Genomic DNA, 16420 nt, shown 5'->3' with positions numbered 1-16420 from the left:
TTACTTAAGACGATCCCCCCTAACCCCCCTTAAAAAGGGGGGAACAAGAATCCCCTCTTGCGTCCCCCTTCTTAAGGGGGATTTAGGGGGATCTCCGGGGCATAAATATGTTAAGTGAACCGTATTGGTCTATGGGCCAGGCTTTGGCTCGAACTGGTAACGAGCAAAAGCCCGATCGCTAAAAAGCTTACTGTGTAATACTTGTTCCTGATGACCGATGATCGATGACTGATGACTGATGACTTAAGTAGTCGCTGAAATGTTTTAATTTATCAAAAATATGGTAAAATCTGATTCCAGTTTAACAGAGTGAGCCGGCCAGGGGGAAAAATTTAAAAAATCCCCGCACTTATTGAATGCTAGTAGTTTTTCAGACTACTCGCAGGCGAGCAAGTGCATCGCAGGTTAGCTGAAGATTTTACACAAATTGGTCAAACCATGCGAAGCTTTGCGAAAGTGAAGTGGTGGAAATTAACCCGAATATTGCGATCGAGATTTAAGGGCAAATACGATATTGCCTACAAAATTGTGCTGTTAATTTTGGGCGCAACAATTCTAGCAGCTAGCATCATTGGTTGCATCAGCTATCAAAGCGTGCGCCGCTTGATTGTGGACAATTTAGAACGAAATGCTTTGTTAGAGGTTAAGCAGCGCGGGAACAAGATCGATCGCTGGATTGGCACGAAAAAGGCCCAGATAGAACTTCTCGCAAACACTCCTTCGGTGCGATCGATGAATTGGTCAGTGGCTGGGCCTTATTTAAAATCGGAAGTCAATCGACTGCAAGACTTCGAGCATTTGGCATTAATCGATCCCGACGGTTTTTATTTCACTACAAAAGTCGGCAGAGCTTTGATTAATGTCAGCGATCGCCAACACTTCAAAAAAGCAATGGCTGGCGAAGTCTATGTTTCAGATCCTACAATTTCTCGCACCCTAAAACAACAGAGTATTGTTCCCATTTCGGCTCCGGTGCGCTCAAATTCGGCAAAATTTCTGGACAAAACAGCCGACAAGCCTATCGGAGTAATGAACGGCATAATCAGCACCGACAGAATAGCCGAAGTAGTAAAAAAACTGGAATATGAAACCGGAACTTATGCTTTTGTTCTCAATTCTCAAGGAGTCCCCATTGTCCATCCCGACGCTCGGTTAATCGGAAATATCGACCAGCCGACTCCGAGTCTGTTGGAATCTGCAGATACTAATTTGGCAAATGTAGCCAGGGAGATGGTTTATCAAAAAACGGGCATTTTGTTGACCAAAATCAACGATGCCAGAGTTTATGTTGCTTATCTTCCCTTAGAGCAAGCTGAATGGTCGATCGCCCTAGTAATTCCTTCCCACAACATCGAAAAAGAACTAATCGCCTTAAACATATTAGCAGCAGCCGCCACCATACTCTTAGCAGCAGCTATTGTCGCAGTAATGGCAGCAAATAAGCTGTTTGCCCAAAATTACATCCGCACTCGCTCAGAAGCCCGGATCCACCGCTTGAGCGGCCGCATTCGCGCTGGCTTGCCGCTCGATCGCACCCTGCAAACAACAGTAGAAGAACTCGGTACTTTCCTCAAGCTCGATCGAGCAATATTCGGCTGGTACGATCCCCGACAAGATACAGTAGAATTTTGCTGGGAATATTGCCGAAAAGGTTTACCGCAGCGCTTGGGAATCTTCGGCGCGACGGGAGGGCCATCGGGAGATTTAGCTGCAAGGCTGCAGCGTTGCGAAACGATACTTCTCAACAAAACCTCCGCCCCTGATGCCGCAACCTCTCAACAGCCCTTCCATCTAGAACTCGCAAACAGCCGCTACGCAGCAGTACCCGTACTGACTCAGACTAATCGGCTGGGATATCTGTTCGCCATTGCTAATCGGCGGTTTGCGACTCCCGACGAGGTAGAAGTTTTGGAAGCAACAGCAGACTCGCTGGCGATCGCAATTTCCCAATCGCAACTCCAGGGGCAAATTCAAGACGAACTCAAACTTTTGGAAGAAGTATTAGCCAAACTCAGAAGAACCGAAGAGCATTTAGTACAAAGCGAAAAAATGGCAATTTTGGGTCAACTCGCCGCCGGAATTTCCCAGGACATTAATAACCCAATTAACTTTATTTATGGTCGCCTGATTCACGTCAACGATTATATCAAATATTTGCTAGAAATAATTCACCTTTATCGCGAACAGTACCCCCAACCAGTGCCGCAAATTGCCAGAGAAATAGAAACCTTCGACCTAGATTTTATCAGCCAAGACTTGCCGGAAACTCTCAATTCTCTGAAAATAGGAACCGATCGCATTCGGCAGCTCGTAGTGGCTTTTCGGAAAATTTCACTTCCTGACAAAGCTAACAAAGAACGCACCAACGTTCGCGAAACTATCGACAATATACTGCTATTGCTCGCTCACAGGCTGTCTCCCAAAATATTAGTAGTCAAGGAATATAACAACCAGCCACCAATTTTGTGTTATCCCGGTCAACTCAGCCAAGTATTTACGAATATCCTCAGCAATGCGATTGATGCTGTTAACAGTCTTGACAACTCCGAGCCAATCATTACAATTAAAACAGATATAGTAGAGCATTTTTCTGGCAGGTTTATTGCAGTATCGATCGCCCACAACGGCTGCCGGATTTCGCCAGAGATTCAACAGAAAATATTTGAACCATTTGGCAATACTAAATCCTGGAAAAATTTTACAGTATTGGGACTATCGGCTTGCTATAAAATTATTGTAGAATTGCACGGCGGTATTTTTACAGTTCAATCTCCAGTACAGTCTGAAATTGAATCTCAAAGTGGGGGCGGTGCTGAGTTTATCGTAGAATTGCCGATCGTTTGATATAAAGCCCGCAAAACAGAAATTCGTTGCTGCAAAGCCGATGGCGAGCGGATTAGGGGAACAATAAAGGCGCGATAACAGCAAATAACCAGCCTCCCATTACCACGATTTCCACAACAATTAATAGGATATTTTTGTTCATTTTTATACCATTTTTCTTTCATATGTGCTATAGATGAAGTCTTAGCCCCCCCTTTATAAGGGGGGGTTGGGGGGTAATATCCAGCGCTACTTTATGAAATTGGTATTACATTAAGATCGATCGACAAAAGAGCGAATTTTGCGCCACCAAGCAGCCGGCGAATCCTCCCGGCGGTACGCAACATCAAACATCGACAAAATTAGCGGTAAACCCCCCACTTTCGCACTCATCAACAAGTGCATCAGCAGACAAAACACTAATACCGCCCAACCAGAAGCGTGCAAATAATACCAAATCTGCGTCAAATCCCCCGCCGGAAGCCATTCTTCCTTAACCATACTTCCAGAGGCGATCGCCCAAGTCAGCGCTAACAACATCAAAGTATTTACAATCCGGTGCAAACTGTACCACCAAATCGGTTTTCCCAACTGAGTTAGTTTGCCAAAAGAATCCGGCTGCACCAAGCGTTGTTGACCTGCGTGGAAACTGTACAATGCAAAAGCCGGCATGACTCCTAACAGCAACAGCTTGCCGAAAGTGCCGTGAATCCCGATAATATCAGCAATCTGAGGCGCGGGGATTTTGCCCAACCGCCCGTCATAGGCGTTATACACCAAAAATGCGGTCAAAATTGCTAAAAGGGCGATCGCACCGTTAAGCCCGTGCAGTAATCTCAACAGCAATGGCTGGTAAGGTTTAGATTGCGGCATTCTCACCTTTGGTACTGAAAAACTCCCGATCCTACATTACAACTAATTCCCGCATTTTTCAACCTGCAAATTATGAAATAAATGTGATTTAAAAATGAAGGCATTGTGATAAAAACGTTATTTTCTCGATGTTTAGTGTAGACTAAAATTGTCTAAAAAAACCTTTAATCGTAACGTTTTACACTTTAAAAAAATGGATGCAACCACTACCGTCTTTCTTTCCTTGGGACTAGCAGCAGATGCTTTTGCTGTGGCGATTTCTAGCGGTTTAGCAATCAAACATATGAAGCTCAATAAAGCTTTAAAAATAGCCTTATTTTTCGGCTGCTTTCAAGCTTTGATGCCCGTAATCGGATGGTTGGCAGGTCTTAGTTTTAGTTCTTGGATAACACCGATCGACCATTGGATCGTTTTTGGGCTTTTGAGTTTTATTGGCGGTAAAATGATTTACGAATCGCTGCAGGGTGAAGAAAGCGAAAAAAAGTTCAATCCCTTACATACCGGAACTTTGATAACCCTGTCGGTGGCGACGAGTCTCGATGCCCTCGCAGTGGGAGTCGGATTTGCTGTCTTGAAAGATTCTATTGCTCAGGCGGTGACTGCGATCGGATTTATTACTTTCTTTTTAGCCTTTGCGGGTGTGTTTATCGGACACAAATGCGGCAACTTATTTGCTAATAAAATCGAAATGTTGGGCGGCTCAATTTTGATTTTTATTGGTAGTAGAATCTTGTTTGTGCATTTAACAGAAGCGACAATAATTACAGGACAGTAGTCAGTAGTCATTAGTCATTAGTCATTAGTTATTTTCCCAATTCCCCATTCCCAATTCCCAATTCCCAATTCCCAATTCCCAATTCCCAATTCCCAATTTCCAATTTCCAATTCCCAATTCCCCATTCCCCATTCCCAATTCCCCATTCCCAATTCCCCAAAAATGCTATAACAGCAATATTGCATTACAAGGATAAAAATTCCGTGATTAAACTTTACGGCGGAGCCCAAAGCAGGGCATCAATTGTCAAGTGGTATCTAGAAGAAATAGGGGTTCCCTACGAATTCGTCACCCTAGATATTCAAGCAGGGGAACACTTGCAGCCACAGTTTATGGAAATTAACCCGATCGGCAAAGTACCGGCAATTGTGGATGGAGATTTTAAACTTTGGGAATCCGGCGCAATTTTGCTGTATTTAGCTCAAAAATACGGTAAGATGCCCCAGACTTTGGAGCAGCAAGCTGAAATTGTGCAGTGGGTCATTTTTGCCAACGCGACGCTGGGGTCGGGAATATTTACAGAAGCAACTCGCGATAGCGAAACTCCCCGCTTGTTAACACCGCTTAATCAAATCTTCGAGAAACAGCCGTTTGTAATGGGTGATGAATTCGGCGTCGCCGATGCAGCAGTCGGGTCAATATTGGCTTACATTCCGATGGTGCTAAAACTAGACCTCAGCGCTTATCCGGCTGTTTTAGATTACATGAAGCGGATCTCCGAAAGACCGGCATTCCAAAAGGCGATCGGCGGCAGTTGAAAGAAGTTCGGCAACGGATTTTTTAACGGATGTAATGGATATAGGAATGGTTCGCCAGTCTCAAGAAACCGGGTTTTTCCTAGAAATTGAGAGTTTTAGTCAAGTATTTGGTTAAAAACCCGGTTTCTGGCCACCCCTGCGCCAATCTCAAGAAACCGGGTTTTTCCTAGAGATTGAGGGTTTTAGTCAAGTATTTGGTTAAAAACCCGGTTTCTGGCCACCCCTGCGTCCAGTCCGAGAAGAGAAAGAAGAACGAAACAAAAATTAACACCTAAAAACAGGGGCAATTGGTAAATTGCCCCTGTTTTTAATGCAATCAACCTTATCTGAACCCGACAGCCGCTTGCCAGACAAAAGCCAGCAGCAAGAAAAACACGGGAATCACTGGCAAAACATTAACCAAAGGGTCAAAGATTGCATAAGCCTCGGGCAGTTTAGCCAACAGTAATGCAGCTTCCATGAATCAACCTACCTATCCAACACAATTTTAATAATTGTCGCATATCTTCACCCAAGGAACTCACGATCGATCGACAGTCGGTGTCAGCCAGTGAGCAAACTCTTCGGTAAATCGATCGGCCAAAATCGCCTCCCGCATCCTCCCAGTAAAGCGAATCAACTCCGTGACGTTGTGCAGCGCCAGCAAAGTATAGCTGAGTGCCTCCTTAGCCCGCGCCAAATGGGCCAAATAAGCCCGACTGAATTTTTGGCAGGTATAGCAAGGACAAGACTCATCCAGGGGAGCAAAATCCTCCCGAAACCGAGCATTTTTCAAATTCCAGCGTTCCCCGCGCACAAAAGCCGTCCCGTGGCGGCCCAGCCGAGTCGGAATCACGCAGTCAAACATATCTACGCCACTAGCCACAGCCAGCGCCATTTCCCGATAGGTGCCAATCCCCATCAAATAACGAGGTTTATTTGCCGGCAACAGGGGCGCAGTAACTCTCACAATCTCTGCGATCAAATCCCCCGATTCCCCGACGCTAACCCCGCCGATCGCATAACCGGGCAAATCTAAGTCTACCAACTGGTTCGCCGCGCGCGATCGCAAATCGGGGAAAACACCCCCCTGCACGATGCCGAACAAAGCTTGTTCCGGGCGCGAGTGAGCCTGAATGCAGCGCTGCAGCCAGCGGTAAGTGCGATCTGTCGCTGCCTCCACCTCGTCCCGCGTAGCGGGGTAAGGCGGACACTCATCAAAGGCCATAATCACGTCAGCGCCTAACTCGTTCTGAATCTCGATCGATTTTTCCGGCGTTAAATTAATGATGCGGCCGTCGCGGGGAGCTCGAAAAGTCACCCCATTCTCCGAAATAGTCCGCATTTGGCTCAAGCTAAACACCTGAAAGCCGCCCGAATCCGTCAGAATCGGGCCCGGCCAAGCCATAAATTTGTGCAATCCGCCCGCGCCCGCGACAATTCGTTCCCCCGGCTGCAAGTGCAAGTGATAAGTATTGGCCAAAACCATTTGAGCTCCCGCGTCTTCAAGATGTGCCGGAGTCAAAGTTTTGACATTAGCCAAAGTGCCCACGGGCATAAACTTTGGCGTTTCCACAATACCGTGGGGAGTGGTAAAAACTCCTGCACGCGCTTGGGTGTGGCTGCAGTTAGCCTGACATTTAAAAGAAAATTTCGCCTTGTCCTCAGTCATTAGTCCCCGATGCTCGTTAACCGCTACTCGGCCGTCCGTGTTATCTAATCTATTGTTGATGACATCGCGACAAAAAAAACCATCACCCCGCCCAAAAACAGAGACAATTTTCCGACAATTGTCGTGGAGGGCAAAAAATTTTAGACCTTAGTTATCCTCTCAGATTCACGGCGCTGCGAGTAAATCTAAAATCGACTGACTGACTGACTGACGGTTAAAACGGGGAATCATCCTCATCCAATTGCAGATCCCAGTGGCCTGAGAGTACCTGATCGACAACTGCATCCAAAGCCGCAGCATTTAAATTCCGGGAGACTTGCTCTTGCAAAGGATTGGAGAGGGGAATTAACCGCAACTGCCGGCCGTCTTGAATCAGGTCAAAATAAGCACCATCTTCAGGCGACTGTTTCAGTTCCAGGTAATCAAAACTATACACGTTCAAATAAAGCCCGTGGTTGGCAATCAGGGTAGACCGGTGGGGGTTGGCGAAGACTTCGAGCACGTACCCTTCGCCTTCGCTGTAAGTCTTGCCATCTTGGATGTGAAGGTAGCGGACACGTCCTAAATCAAACAGCAATCTTTTGATATCGCGCTTGTTGACGACAATGCCTGTATCGATGATGCAAGGAGCAACTACCCTGTTATTCGATTGGTCGTAACTCATGGAGCAAAAGCCTCTGTTGTAATATATTCCCATCTTGAAAATCAGGGAGTTAGCTAGAATTCTGGATGCGGGAAACGCGGATCTTTAGTTTAGCCATTTTAGATAGGGAGCTTCGGAAGCGCTGCCGGCAGAGGTTTTCCGGGGAAAATTGCTCGGACAGGAGGAATACCCGATCCAAAGGACTAGGGTGTTACAGTTCCAATTCTGGCACAAGCTAATGAATTGACAACTGTATATCAGATCAAAAACTTTCTATCTTATGGTGAATAATAAATTGGTTCGCTCTACGATCGACTTTTTCCGGAATCAAGGCGCTGCCATTGCAGCCGCAGTCGCTTTTTATACTTGTTTGCCGGTGCCGGTGTCTTGGACTTTGGAGTTTCGGGGCATTGCTCGGTTGGCACCGGCGATCGGGATTTCGATCGGCGGGATGCTGGGAGTGGCGGATCTTGGGTTGCAGTTGTTGGGGATGCCTGCTCTGACTCGATCGGCCTTGGTGGTAGTTTTGGGCATCGGCATTACTGGCGGGCTGCACTTAGATGGGGCTATGGACGCGGCGGACGGGCTGGCTGTACCCGACCCGGTACGCAGGCTGGAAGTCATGCGGGACAGCGTTACAGGGGCTTTTGGGGCGATGGCTGCGATCGCGATCGTCCTGCTGAAAACTGTCGCTCTTTCGGATTTGAATCACTATCGGTGGCTGGCTTTGATGGGTGTGGCGGGTTGGGGGAGGTGGGGCCAACTGGTGGCGATCGCCCGCTATCCCTATCTCCGGGCCGAGGGTAAGGGAGCTTTTCATAAAGAATCGATTTATTCACCTTTTGATTTTATTCCGGGAGTGCTGTTGTTGCTGAGTTTGAGCGTGCTGCAAGTTGTCTTGGATGGCGATCGGTGGCTGTTGGCGGTGGGGATGGCTTTGGGCGGAAGCGCGATCGGAATTTTTGCCGGAGCCTGGTTCAACCACCGTTTGGGCGGCCACACCGGCGATACTTACGGTGCTGTAGTTGAGTGGACGGAGGCTTTGTTGCTGTGTCTTTTGGTGGCTTTGGAAGGGTGAACAGTTGACTGTTGACTGTTGACTGTTGACTGCTAACTGCTAACTGGTGACTGTTAACTGTTAACTGTTAACTGTTAACTGTTAACTGTTAACCAATAACCAAAAGACTTAACATTATTGACAATTCATTTGCCGAGCGCGATCGACCGCAGCCTGCAATTTTTCCGCCAATATCCGAACGTGCGGCTCTTGTAACATCCCCAAATGGTCGCTAGGGATCTCGTGAATCTCTATTCCTCCTGTAACTACCTCGCCCCAACCCAATTCGGGATCGGCATCAAACAAGATGGCACTATCAACCGCCTTGAAGATAGTCGCTCCACCCGAGTAAACTCCTGCTACATAGTGTCTCAATGCCTCTTCATTGAGTTCTCGATGAGTGAAGTTTTCCAGTTCGATCGGCAAGGGACGCCCGATCGCTCGGTAAAACTTAGAAGAAATCCTCCATATTTGATTAGTAATACTTTCGACTTTTCCCGCCAGATTGCTCTGAGTTTTCCGCACAAATACACCGGGAGTCAGGTGTAAAACTTTCATCGCCCGTTGACCGCGCTTTACTTGAGACAAATTTTTAAAAGCATCCGGCCCGTAGGTATCCAACAATCCCAGCAAAGCTACCTTTTCACCTTTGGCATCAAGTTGCCTAGCTATCTCAAAAGCTACTGTCCCGCCAAAAGATACTCCTAACAGAAAATAAGGTCCGTGCGGCTGGAAAACTTGCATTTCTTTGATGTAATAAGCTGCCAATTCCTCAACTCGATTTGGGGGAGCCAGCTTTTCATCCATAATCTGGGTAGACAGTCCCAAAATAGCCTGCGATTGCTCCAAATGATTCAGTAAAGGACGGTAAAATTCCAATCCCCTACCGAGTACGTGAATGCAGAACAGAGGAGGTTTGTAACTCCCTGTTCCCGGTTGAATCACTACCATTGATGGAGAGGGTGAAGACCATTCCGGTTCGCGGAGAATATCAGCCAATTGCTCAACGGTTGGCGATTGGAAAATAGTAGAAAGCGGCAGTTTTTTGCCGAATATTTTTTCGATTTCAGCTAACAAACGCGCCGCTAACAGCGAATGGCCTCCTATCTCGAAGAAATTGTCCCTGATGCCAACTGAATTGATGCCTAAAACTTGTTCCCAAATTTGCTTCACTTGGAGTTCTAATTTGTCCCGGGGGGCAACAGCAATTGTTTGATCGGGTGCAACGCTGGCAGATTGCCACTTTTGACTTGCCAAAGCGCGGCGGTCTACTTTGCCATTCGGCGTCAGGGGCATCGACTCCAGAATCACAAAAGCCGCAGGTATCATATATTCTGGCAATTTATGCTGAAGCCCATTGCGCCACGACTGCACAAGAGCTTGTTTTTGCTCAGTATTAACATTAGTTTGATTCAGCACCAAATAAGCAACAAGTCGGCGATCGCCTGGGCGGTCTTCTCTAGCAATCACTGCCACAGTTTTGACTAGCTGCCGATCTGCCAGCACTGCCTCAATTTCACCCAATTCTATGCGGAAGCCACGAATTTTTACTTGATTGTCAATACGTCCAATGTACTCAATATTCCCGTCAGGCAAATAGCGACCTAAATCGCCTGTTTTGTAAACTCGATTGGTAGTGTGAAATTTTTCACCAATCGGATTAGGAATAAATTTTTCGGCAGTCAAATCAGGGCGATTGAGATAACATCTGGCTAACCCAGCACCACTGATGTAGATTTCGCCACTGCTACCAATAGGAACCTGTTGCAAATGACTATCGAGGATGTAAATTTGGGTATTAGCAATAGGTTTGCCGATGGCAGGAGATTTATTGGTGCCGATTTCGACTAAGGCATAAGTCGAGTAGGTGGTGTCTTCCGAAGGCCCGTAGAGATTAAAGACGTACTGGATGTTTTTCTGGTAAAGCTGCTGGGCTAGTTGATTGCTGAGGGGTTCGCCGGCGAGATTGACAGTGTTAACTTGTTTTGGGATACCCATTTTCAGCAATTCTGCGATCGCCGTCGGTACTGTATTAATCAGCGTAACTTCCCCAGCCGCAGGTAAAGTGGGTAGGTGCAAAGCATTTTCAGCGAGGATGACTTTGCCACCACAACTCAGTGGCAGAAATATCTCGAAGACTGAGAGGTCAAAGCAGATCGAGGTAGAAGCTAAAACGCCGGTCAATTGTTCTGGTGTAAAGACTGTTTGCGCCCAATCCACGAGAGCAACTGGACTGTGGTGTTCGATCGCTACTCCTTTGGGTCTGCCTGTTGAGCCACTGGTATAAAGAATGTAGACTAAATTGGCGGGCGAACAGCGATCGATCGGGTTTTCTGATTTCTGATCTGCGATCGCATTCCCATCTTTGTCCAGACAGACTGGATGAGCATCCGATTTAGGAAGTTCTGCCAACAATTTCTCCTGAGTCAGCAGCACTGCCACTTGGGCATCCGAGAGCATAAACTCAATGCGTTCTTGAGGATATGCTGGGTCTAAAGGTACATAAGCACCACCGGCTTTGAGAATTCCGAATAGTGCGACAATCAGATCCAGAGAACGTTCCAGACAGATACCCACTAAAACATCTGGCCCAACTCCCAATTTTTGTAAATAGTGTGCTAGTTGATTGGCCTTGGTATTTAACTCCCGATAAGTCAGCCGCCCGGTACCAAATACCAGTGCCACTGCTTCTGGGGTGCGTTCCACTTGCGCTTCAAATAACTGGTGAAGGCATTGGTTTTCGGGATATGGTTTTTGTGTATTGTTCCAGGTAGCTAGTAATTGCTGTTCTGCTGCTGGCAACAAAGCTAATTGCCATAAAGGTTGCGTAGGATCGGCAACAATACTGAGTAATAATTGCTCAAATTCTGCTAGGTGACGGCGCACGGTTTCGGCATCAAACAGGGTTGTGTTGTACTGACACTCTAAGACGAGTTTACCGCCGGATTCCAAGGCATTGATAAATAACTCGAAATTTTCGCTACTTCTGGGGTTCGAGAAATATTCGACTTGCAGACCGTCAAATGTTAGCTGTTCACTTTTTAATCCCATATCGAGATTAAAAACTACAGAAACTAGCGGAATACGACTGGAGTCTCGCGGCAGTGTCAATGTTTTGAGCAGACTACCGAAGGAGATTTTTTGATGTTCGTAAGCATCCAACACCAACGATCGCCGATTTCGCAGATAATCAATAAACGATTTTTCTCTCTCAATGTGAGTACGTAACGGCAACAAGCTCACACAATGTCCCACAAGCTGGGTACATCCCGACACTGATTGTCCTGCAGCAGGCATCCCGACGACTAAATCGTCTTGTCCGCACAAGTCGGACAACAATATTTCAAATGCGGCCAGCATGGTAGTTAAGAAACTGCACCCAGATTTAGCCCCTAGACGTTTGAGATTTTTGACTAAAGCCGCATCCAGAGGCCAATCTTCTCGCGCTGCTTTGTAAGTCCGTATGGGGGGGCGCGGACGATCCGTGGGCAAATCTAGGATAGGAGGGGACGAGCTAAATTGTTTGAGCCAATATGCTTCATCGGCCTTCATTTCTGAACTATCGGCCTCTTGTTCCTGTAAAAATGCGTATTCGCTGAAACGTATTGATTCTGAAAGATTGGCAACAACACCTTGTTTGCGAGCTGAATAAAGAACTCCTAAATCTGGCAAAAGAACGCCCCAAGACCAGCCATCGCAAATAATGTGATGGGCGGTGAGCATCACTATGTATTCTTGCCCTTGCAGCTTGACAATTTTAGCGCGAAATAGTGGGCCGCGCACGAGGTCGAAAGATTGCCCAACTTCTTGCTGTTGCAACTGAGCGAATTGAGTTGGGCTATCACTCATCATTGACAAATCGATCAAAGGAATATCAATTTCACAAGAAGCTGCTATACAAAGTATCGTGCCATTGGGACTAAATGTCAGACGCAATGCTTCATGCCGAGCTACAAGTTCTTGAATCGAATAACGCAATGCTTCTAGATCTAGATTTCCCACCAATCGCAGCGACATTGACTCGTTGTAAGCACAATTAGCATCATCCTCCATTTGTGCAGAAATCCAGATTTCCTTTTGCGCTTCGGTCGCTGATATACACCCAGCTAACTCTCCACCTACAAACGGATCGAATTCCACAGGTGTGAAGTTTTTGTGTGATTCAAATAGTTGTTTGTTCATGGATTTTAGATAGATTTAGATATAATTAGATCTGCTTTTTGTCAATTTTACTATCTAAATTATTCTGATAGTCGCAGTATAATTTTGGCTCAAGTTCAGTAATTAAATTTATTAGTGGGGGCAGAATGCACCAATAAATTCAATCTCCCTGAGCTTACCTGATTCCCGTCAATTTTTCGCGAGCACTAAGCACAGCACCTGCACTTTTTAGATAGGCTTTGATCGTCTTGGCTTTGAGCGAATTTTGACCTCTGGGAATGCAACATTCGTTCGTAAAAAAGTCCCAATTTGATTCGCAAAGTTGGTCGAATGCAACGGAAATTGTTAAAGTCAGCGATCGGGCTGTGTGATACCAGCCGCAGGGGATAAACAGCGTTTCACCGGCTGAGATTGTAATTGTTGTTGGCGTAGCTTCAGCCAAAAGCGGATATTTTTTTAAGTCGGGATTGTGATGGTTTTCAATCTCAGATAGCCAAGGAGCACCGGGTTTTGGGTAAAGATATTTTTGCTGTTCCGGCGGAAAAATTGTAAATTCTTTTTCCCCGTAAACTTGATTTATATACGCATAGAGTCCGAGAAAATCGTAGTGCAAATAAGGAAACGATCCCCCCGGCCCGCCGAAGAATATTTCTAAGTCGTACAAATCATTCAGCAGCATATTCGGGATTAATGGGCTGTGAGTGCGATCGGGTTGGGCAATACTCGGTCTGGGAGAAATATCAGGCTCTAAATCGGCAAAATCTTTGCGGACATTGAGTTTAAAAGGATAGGGAGCCGGATTTTCTTTGGTGGATTTTTTTAGCAAGTCGAACAATTTTGCGAGGGTGTAAATCTGGCCACCTATTTCAATTTCGCGATCGCCAAAATTTTCTTGGAAATACTCAGGCGTAAATTTTGTTAGGGCGGGCCAATTTTTTGATAAATCTGTGAAAATAACTGGTTTCCCCGGATTGCGGTACTCGCTGACAAATTCCTGGTGAGTCAGGCCTGTGCGGCGGTCTATTTGAAGAGTTTTTGCTGTTTGGAGCATTTGGGTTTTTCCTGTGTTGTTTATTCAGATATCAAACGGTTTGTAGTGCGGAATTTAGTCCAACTCTGGGAGTGGATTGAAGTCCACACTACGAACGAAAACTATTTTCTATTTGTAATTTTTTTGGAATTGCGATCGATCTACCGCAATAATATTGGTTCGTACTGCGGACTTGAATCCGCAGTATAAGAACGGACAGTCGTCCGCACTACGAACCTTTTTTGGGGATTGTTCAATTGTTGGTACACCAACCCCCTAGGGGATTTAATTGCCAACTTTAACAATCAATTCGATAAATTATCTCCTACTTGTAAATGTTTGCCGGGGCGCTCTGGATCTGCTACGTACCAAGCGGGATTGCCGTTAGGATCTCGCCCTAATTTCGCACCGGGTACGGGAGCATTGTTGGCGAAAGCGGTTGAGGACTTTCCTCCATTAATATTACTGTGATTGTGGAATTCGATCGCCCTCACAGTTTCCCCCGATCCACCGGGAAAAAATCCGGCTGACTGCAATTCGGCAATACTGTTTTTAAATGCCTCCTTGATAAAAGCAATATCTGCGTCGGAATGGGCTAGCGTCAGGAAACACGGGCGGTGATCCCAAATGTGAATTCCTTTTTCCCGCAGCGAGTAGAAGAGCAGTTCTCCGTGAATAAACTCTTGCGGGTAGGTGATTTTGAACAGGGAACCAAAGTTTTTAACCGTGAAAGGTGCTTGTTCGCGATCGAACATGGCGTTCAATTCTGCAACTAATTGGTCAGTTTTGGCATTGAGATCGCGCTGCAAGGAAGGCCCGCCCCGTTTCAAATATTCGAGGGATGCTTTGGCGGCGGCTAATGTCAGCGGGTGGCGCACAAAAGTTCCGGCAAAATAAGTAACCCCTACTTCGGGGAAAGAGTCGTCTCCGAATTGCCAAAATCCGCCATCTAATGCGTCCATCCAAGCTGATTTGCCCGCAATTACCCCGATCGGCATCCCCCCGCCGACGACTTTGCCGTAGGTACCGATATCTGCTTGTACGCCGAAGTATTCTTGAGCGCCGCCCGGTGCGACTCGGAACCCGGTAATCACTTCGTCCATAATGAAGGCGCAACCGGCTTGTTCGGTAATTCGTCGCACTTCGTGGAGGAATTCTCGCGGTTGCAAGTCGGGGCGGCGGCTTTGTACGGGTTCTACCATGATGGCTGCAAATTCGCCCGCCCGCGCTTTGAGGATTTCCAGGGATTCGGGTTCGCCGTAGTCGAGGATCAGGGTATTGTCAACGGCGGATTGGGGAATTCCCGGTGCTGCTGGGAGCGATCGCAATTTCTTAGTTCCGCGCACGATTACTTCGTCGAAATTTCCGTGATAGTCTCCGGTAAACGTGACGATCGTATTGTTGCCGGTGACGGTGCGCGCGAGCCGCATTGCACCCAAAACTGCCTCGGAACCGGTGTTGCAGAAGGCGGCGCGATCGTGCTTGGTCATTTCGCACACGAGTTCGGCGACTTCCCCGGCTAGCGGTGTTTGCGGCCCGATTTCAAAGCCTAATTGCATTTGGGCGGCGATCGCTTCTGTGATAAATGGCGCTGAATATCCGAAAAAGTTCGACCCGAAACCGTTGGTTAAATCGACATATTCGTTATCGTCTTTATCCCAAAGTTTGGAACCGGACGATCGCACTGTGACAATTGGATAAACCAACTCTTTCATCGTCCGGTTAAAGCCGGAAACTACGCGCGGATCGGCGAGGTGGTGGCGGTGAGTCTGAGCGTACTGTTTCGATTTTTGGGTTCGCGCCGTGTACCGCTTGACAAATGTTTCTAAATATGCTTTTTGCGATGGAGTTAAGGCACCGCGATCGGATGTGTCAATCCGGGCGGCCGCGCCGAATACTTTTTTGGGTTCGGCGGTGGGTTCGGCGGATGGTGCAGGTGGGGCGGTTGGGGCGATCGTGCTGCCGTTATTGTGGGATTGCGGGATCGGTTGCACCGGTGCGGGGGGCTGCACCATTTGAGGTGGGGCTGTCGGTGCCGGCTGCGCGGGAACACCGCCACCTAACAATTCTAGGTGTCGCGACATAATCTGCAACTGCTGGCCGATCAAGTATTCGAGGTTGCTCGACTGTAAGGGTTGCAATAGGTTAGGTTGCGGGGCGGGCAGATTTACCGGTGCGCTGGCGGCAATTGGTGCCGGTGGCGCTGCTAGGGGCGGTGCTACCGTGCCCGGAGATGCCGGAGGTGCCGGAGGTGCCGGAGGTGCTACCGCGACAATTGCGGGCAAAACTTCCGGCGGCAAAGATCCGTCGATAAATTCCGATAAAGTTTCGAGACTGGGGAAAGTTTCTAGTAGCTGGCGGAAGGTAATTTTAACGTTAAATTCTTTTTGCAAGTTCAGCGCTACTTGAGTCAAAGACAGAGAATCTAAACCCATTTCTAAAAAGGTTAGATCGTCGCTGACGCTGCCTAAATCTTCACCAGAAGTTTCTTCTAAGATATTTTTGATTTTGGGAATTAGTCTTTCTTTGCGAGCTGGTTGTTGGGTTGCGATTTGTGTATTTGGCATTGGTTGTTGACTGTTGACTGTTGACTGTTGACTGTTGACTGTTGACTGTTGGGAATTGGGCATGGGGAATTGGGAATTGGGA

Annotated in this window: 12 protein-coding genes; 4 read left to right on the top strand and 8 right to left on the bottom strand. The window is 47.1% G+C overall.

Translation table 11 applies throughout. From position 1 onward, the window contains the following. Window positions 1-456: 456 nt before the first annotated feature. Window positions 457-2844 (top strand): cache domain-containing protein, encoded by a 2388-nt coding sequence (locus tag AACV78_RS07580; protein ID WP_339383519.1) that lies wholly within the window; start codon window positions 457-459, stop codon window positions 2842-2844. A gap of 252 nt (window positions 2845-3096) precedes the next feature. Here the strand turns inward: AACV78_RS07580 and AACV78_RS07575 are convergent, their stop codons facing one another. Beyond that, complete coding sequence (locus tag AACV78_RS07575; protein ID WP_194009825.1) at window positions 3097-3696, bottom strand: cytochrome b/b6 domain-containing protein; 600 nt, start codon at window positions 3694-3696, stop codon at window positions 3097-3099. A gap of 193 nt (window positions 3697-3889) precedes the next feature. Between AACV78_RS07575 and AACV78_RS07570 the strand changes: the two genes are divergently transcribed. After that, window positions 3890-4471 (top strand): manganese efflux pump MntP, encoded by a 582-nt coding sequence (locus tag AACV78_RS07570; RefSeq protein ID WP_194009824.1) that lies wholly within the window; start codon window positions 3890-3892, stop codon window positions 4469-4471. A gap of 17 nt (window positions 4472-4488) precedes the next feature. Here the strand turns inward: AACV78_RS07570 and AACV78_RS07565 are convergent, their stop codons facing one another. Next, window positions 4489-4617, bottom strand: coding sequence for a hypothetical protein (locus tag AACV78_RS07565; protein ID WP_255512949.1), 129 nt, complete (start codon window positions 4615-4617; stop codon window positions 4489-4491). 57 nt (window positions 4618-4674) lie between these two features. Here AACV78_RS07565 and AACV78_RS07560 point away from each other — a divergent pair, with 57 nt between their 5' ends. Beyond that, complete coding sequence (locus tag AACV78_RS07560) at window positions 4675-5229, top strand: glutathione S-transferase N-terminal domain-containing protein (protein ID WP_194009823.1); 555 nt, start codon at window positions 4675-4677, stop codon at window positions 5227-5229. Window positions 5230-5551: 322 nt separating this feature from the next. Here AACV78_RS07560 and AACV78_RS07555 read toward each other — a convergent pair whose 3' ends face one another. The 3 genes from AACV78_RS07555 to AACV78_RS07545 all read right to left on the bottom strand — a co-directional run bounded on the left by AACV78_RS07555 (window position 5552) and on the right by AACV78_RS07545 (window position 7544). After that, window positions 5552-5689 (bottom strand): photosystem II reaction center protein K, encoded by a 138-nt coding sequence (locus tag AACV78_RS07555; RefSeq protein ID WP_068815178.1) that lies wholly within the window; start codon window positions 5687-5689, stop codon window positions 5552-5554. A gap of 60 nt (window positions 5690-5749) precedes the next feature. Then, complete coding sequence (gene tgt, locus AACV78_RS07550; protein WP_194009822.1) at window positions 5750-6880, bottom strand: tRNA guanosine(34) transglycosylase Tgt; 1131 nt, start codon at window positions 6878-6880, stop codon at window positions 5750-5752. Window positions 6881-7094: 214 nt separating this feature from the next. Further along, window positions 7095-7544, bottom strand: a complete 450-nt coding sequence (locus tag AACV78_RS07545) for a hypothetical protein (protein ID WP_194009821.1) — start codon at window positions 7542-7544, stop codon at window positions 7095-7097. Between the two features lie 259 nt (window positions 7545-7803). Here AACV78_RS07545 and cobS point away from each other — a divergent pair, with 259 nt between their 5' ends. Next, window positions 7804-8601, top strand: coding sequence for an adenosylcobinamide-GDP ribazoletransferase (gene cobS / locus AACV78_RS07540; RefSeq protein ID WP_194009820.1), 798 nt, complete (start codon window positions 7804-7806; stop codon window positions 8599-8601). A gap of 114 nt (window positions 8602-8715) precedes the next feature. On the opposite strand, the gene AACV78_RS07535 is transcribed toward cobS, so the two are convergent. The 3 genes from AACV78_RS07535 to AACV78_RS07525 form a co-directional block, all read right to left on the bottom strand. Next, window positions 8716-12762: a non-ribosomal peptide synthetase gene (locus AACV78_RS07535; protein ID WP_194009819.1), complete on the bottom strand. Its 4047-nt coding sequence runs from the start codon at window positions 12760-12762 to the stop codon at window positions 8716-8718. 154 nt (window positions 12763-12916) lie between these two features. Continuing rightward, window positions 12917-13792 (bottom strand): cupin-like domain-containing protein, encoded by an 876-nt coding sequence (locus AACV78_RS07530; RefSeq protein ID WP_194009818.1) that lies wholly within the window; start codon window positions 13790-13792, stop codon window positions 12917-12919. 284 nt (window positions 13793-14076) lie between these two features. After that, window positions 14077-16420: aminotransferase class III-fold pyridoxal phosphate-dependent enzyme (locus AACV78_RS07525; protein ID WP_194074396.1), on the bottom strand; the 2344-nt coding region annotated here is incomplete at its 5' end.

Source organism: Tychonema sp. LEGE 07196 (assembly GCF_963890365.1).
In the GTDB taxonomy this organism is placed as follows: domain Bacteria; phylum Cyanobacteriota; class Cyanobacteriia; order Cyanobacteriales; family Microcoleaceae; genus Microcoleus.
Note: the sequence above shows the minus strand (reverse complement) of the source record. Positions and strands in the feature narration are given on the sequence as shown.

Coding starts and splice junctions, on each gene's coding strand:
- AACV78_RS07535 (WP_194009819.1), bottom strand. CDS start 12,762: ATGAACAAACAACTATTTGAATCACACAAAAACTTCACACCTGTGGAA.
- AACV78_RS07575 (WP_194009825.1), bottom strand. CDS start 3,696: ATGCCGCAATCTAAACCTTACCAGCCATTGCTGTTGAGATTACTGCAC.
- AACV78_RS07570 (WP_194009824.1), top strand. CDS start 3,890: ATGGATGCAACCACTACCGTCTTTCTTTCCTTGGGACTAGCAGCAGAT.
- tgt (WP_194009822.1), bottom strand. CDS start 6,880: ATGACTGAGGACAAGGCGAAATTTTCTTTTAAATGTCAGGCTAACTGC.
- AACV78_RS07545 (WP_194009821.1), bottom strand. CDS start 7,544: ATGAGTTACGACCAATCGAATAACAGGGTAGTTGCTCCTTGCATCATC.
- cobS (WP_194009820.1), top strand. CDS start 7,804: ATGGTGAATAATAAATTGGTTCGCTCTACGATCGACTTTTTCCGGAAT.
- AACV78_RS07555 (WP_068815178.1), bottom strand. CDS start 5,689: ATGGAAGCTGCATTACTGTTGGCTAAACTGCCCGAGGCTTATGCAATC.
- AACV78_RS07565 (WP_255512949.1), bottom strand. CDS start 4,617: ATGGGGAATTGGGAATGGGGAATGGGGAATTGGGAATTGGAAATTGGA.
- AACV78_RS07530 (WP_194009818.1), bottom strand. CDS start 13,792: ATGCTCCAAACAGCAAAAACTCTTCAAATAGACCGCCGCACAGGCCTG.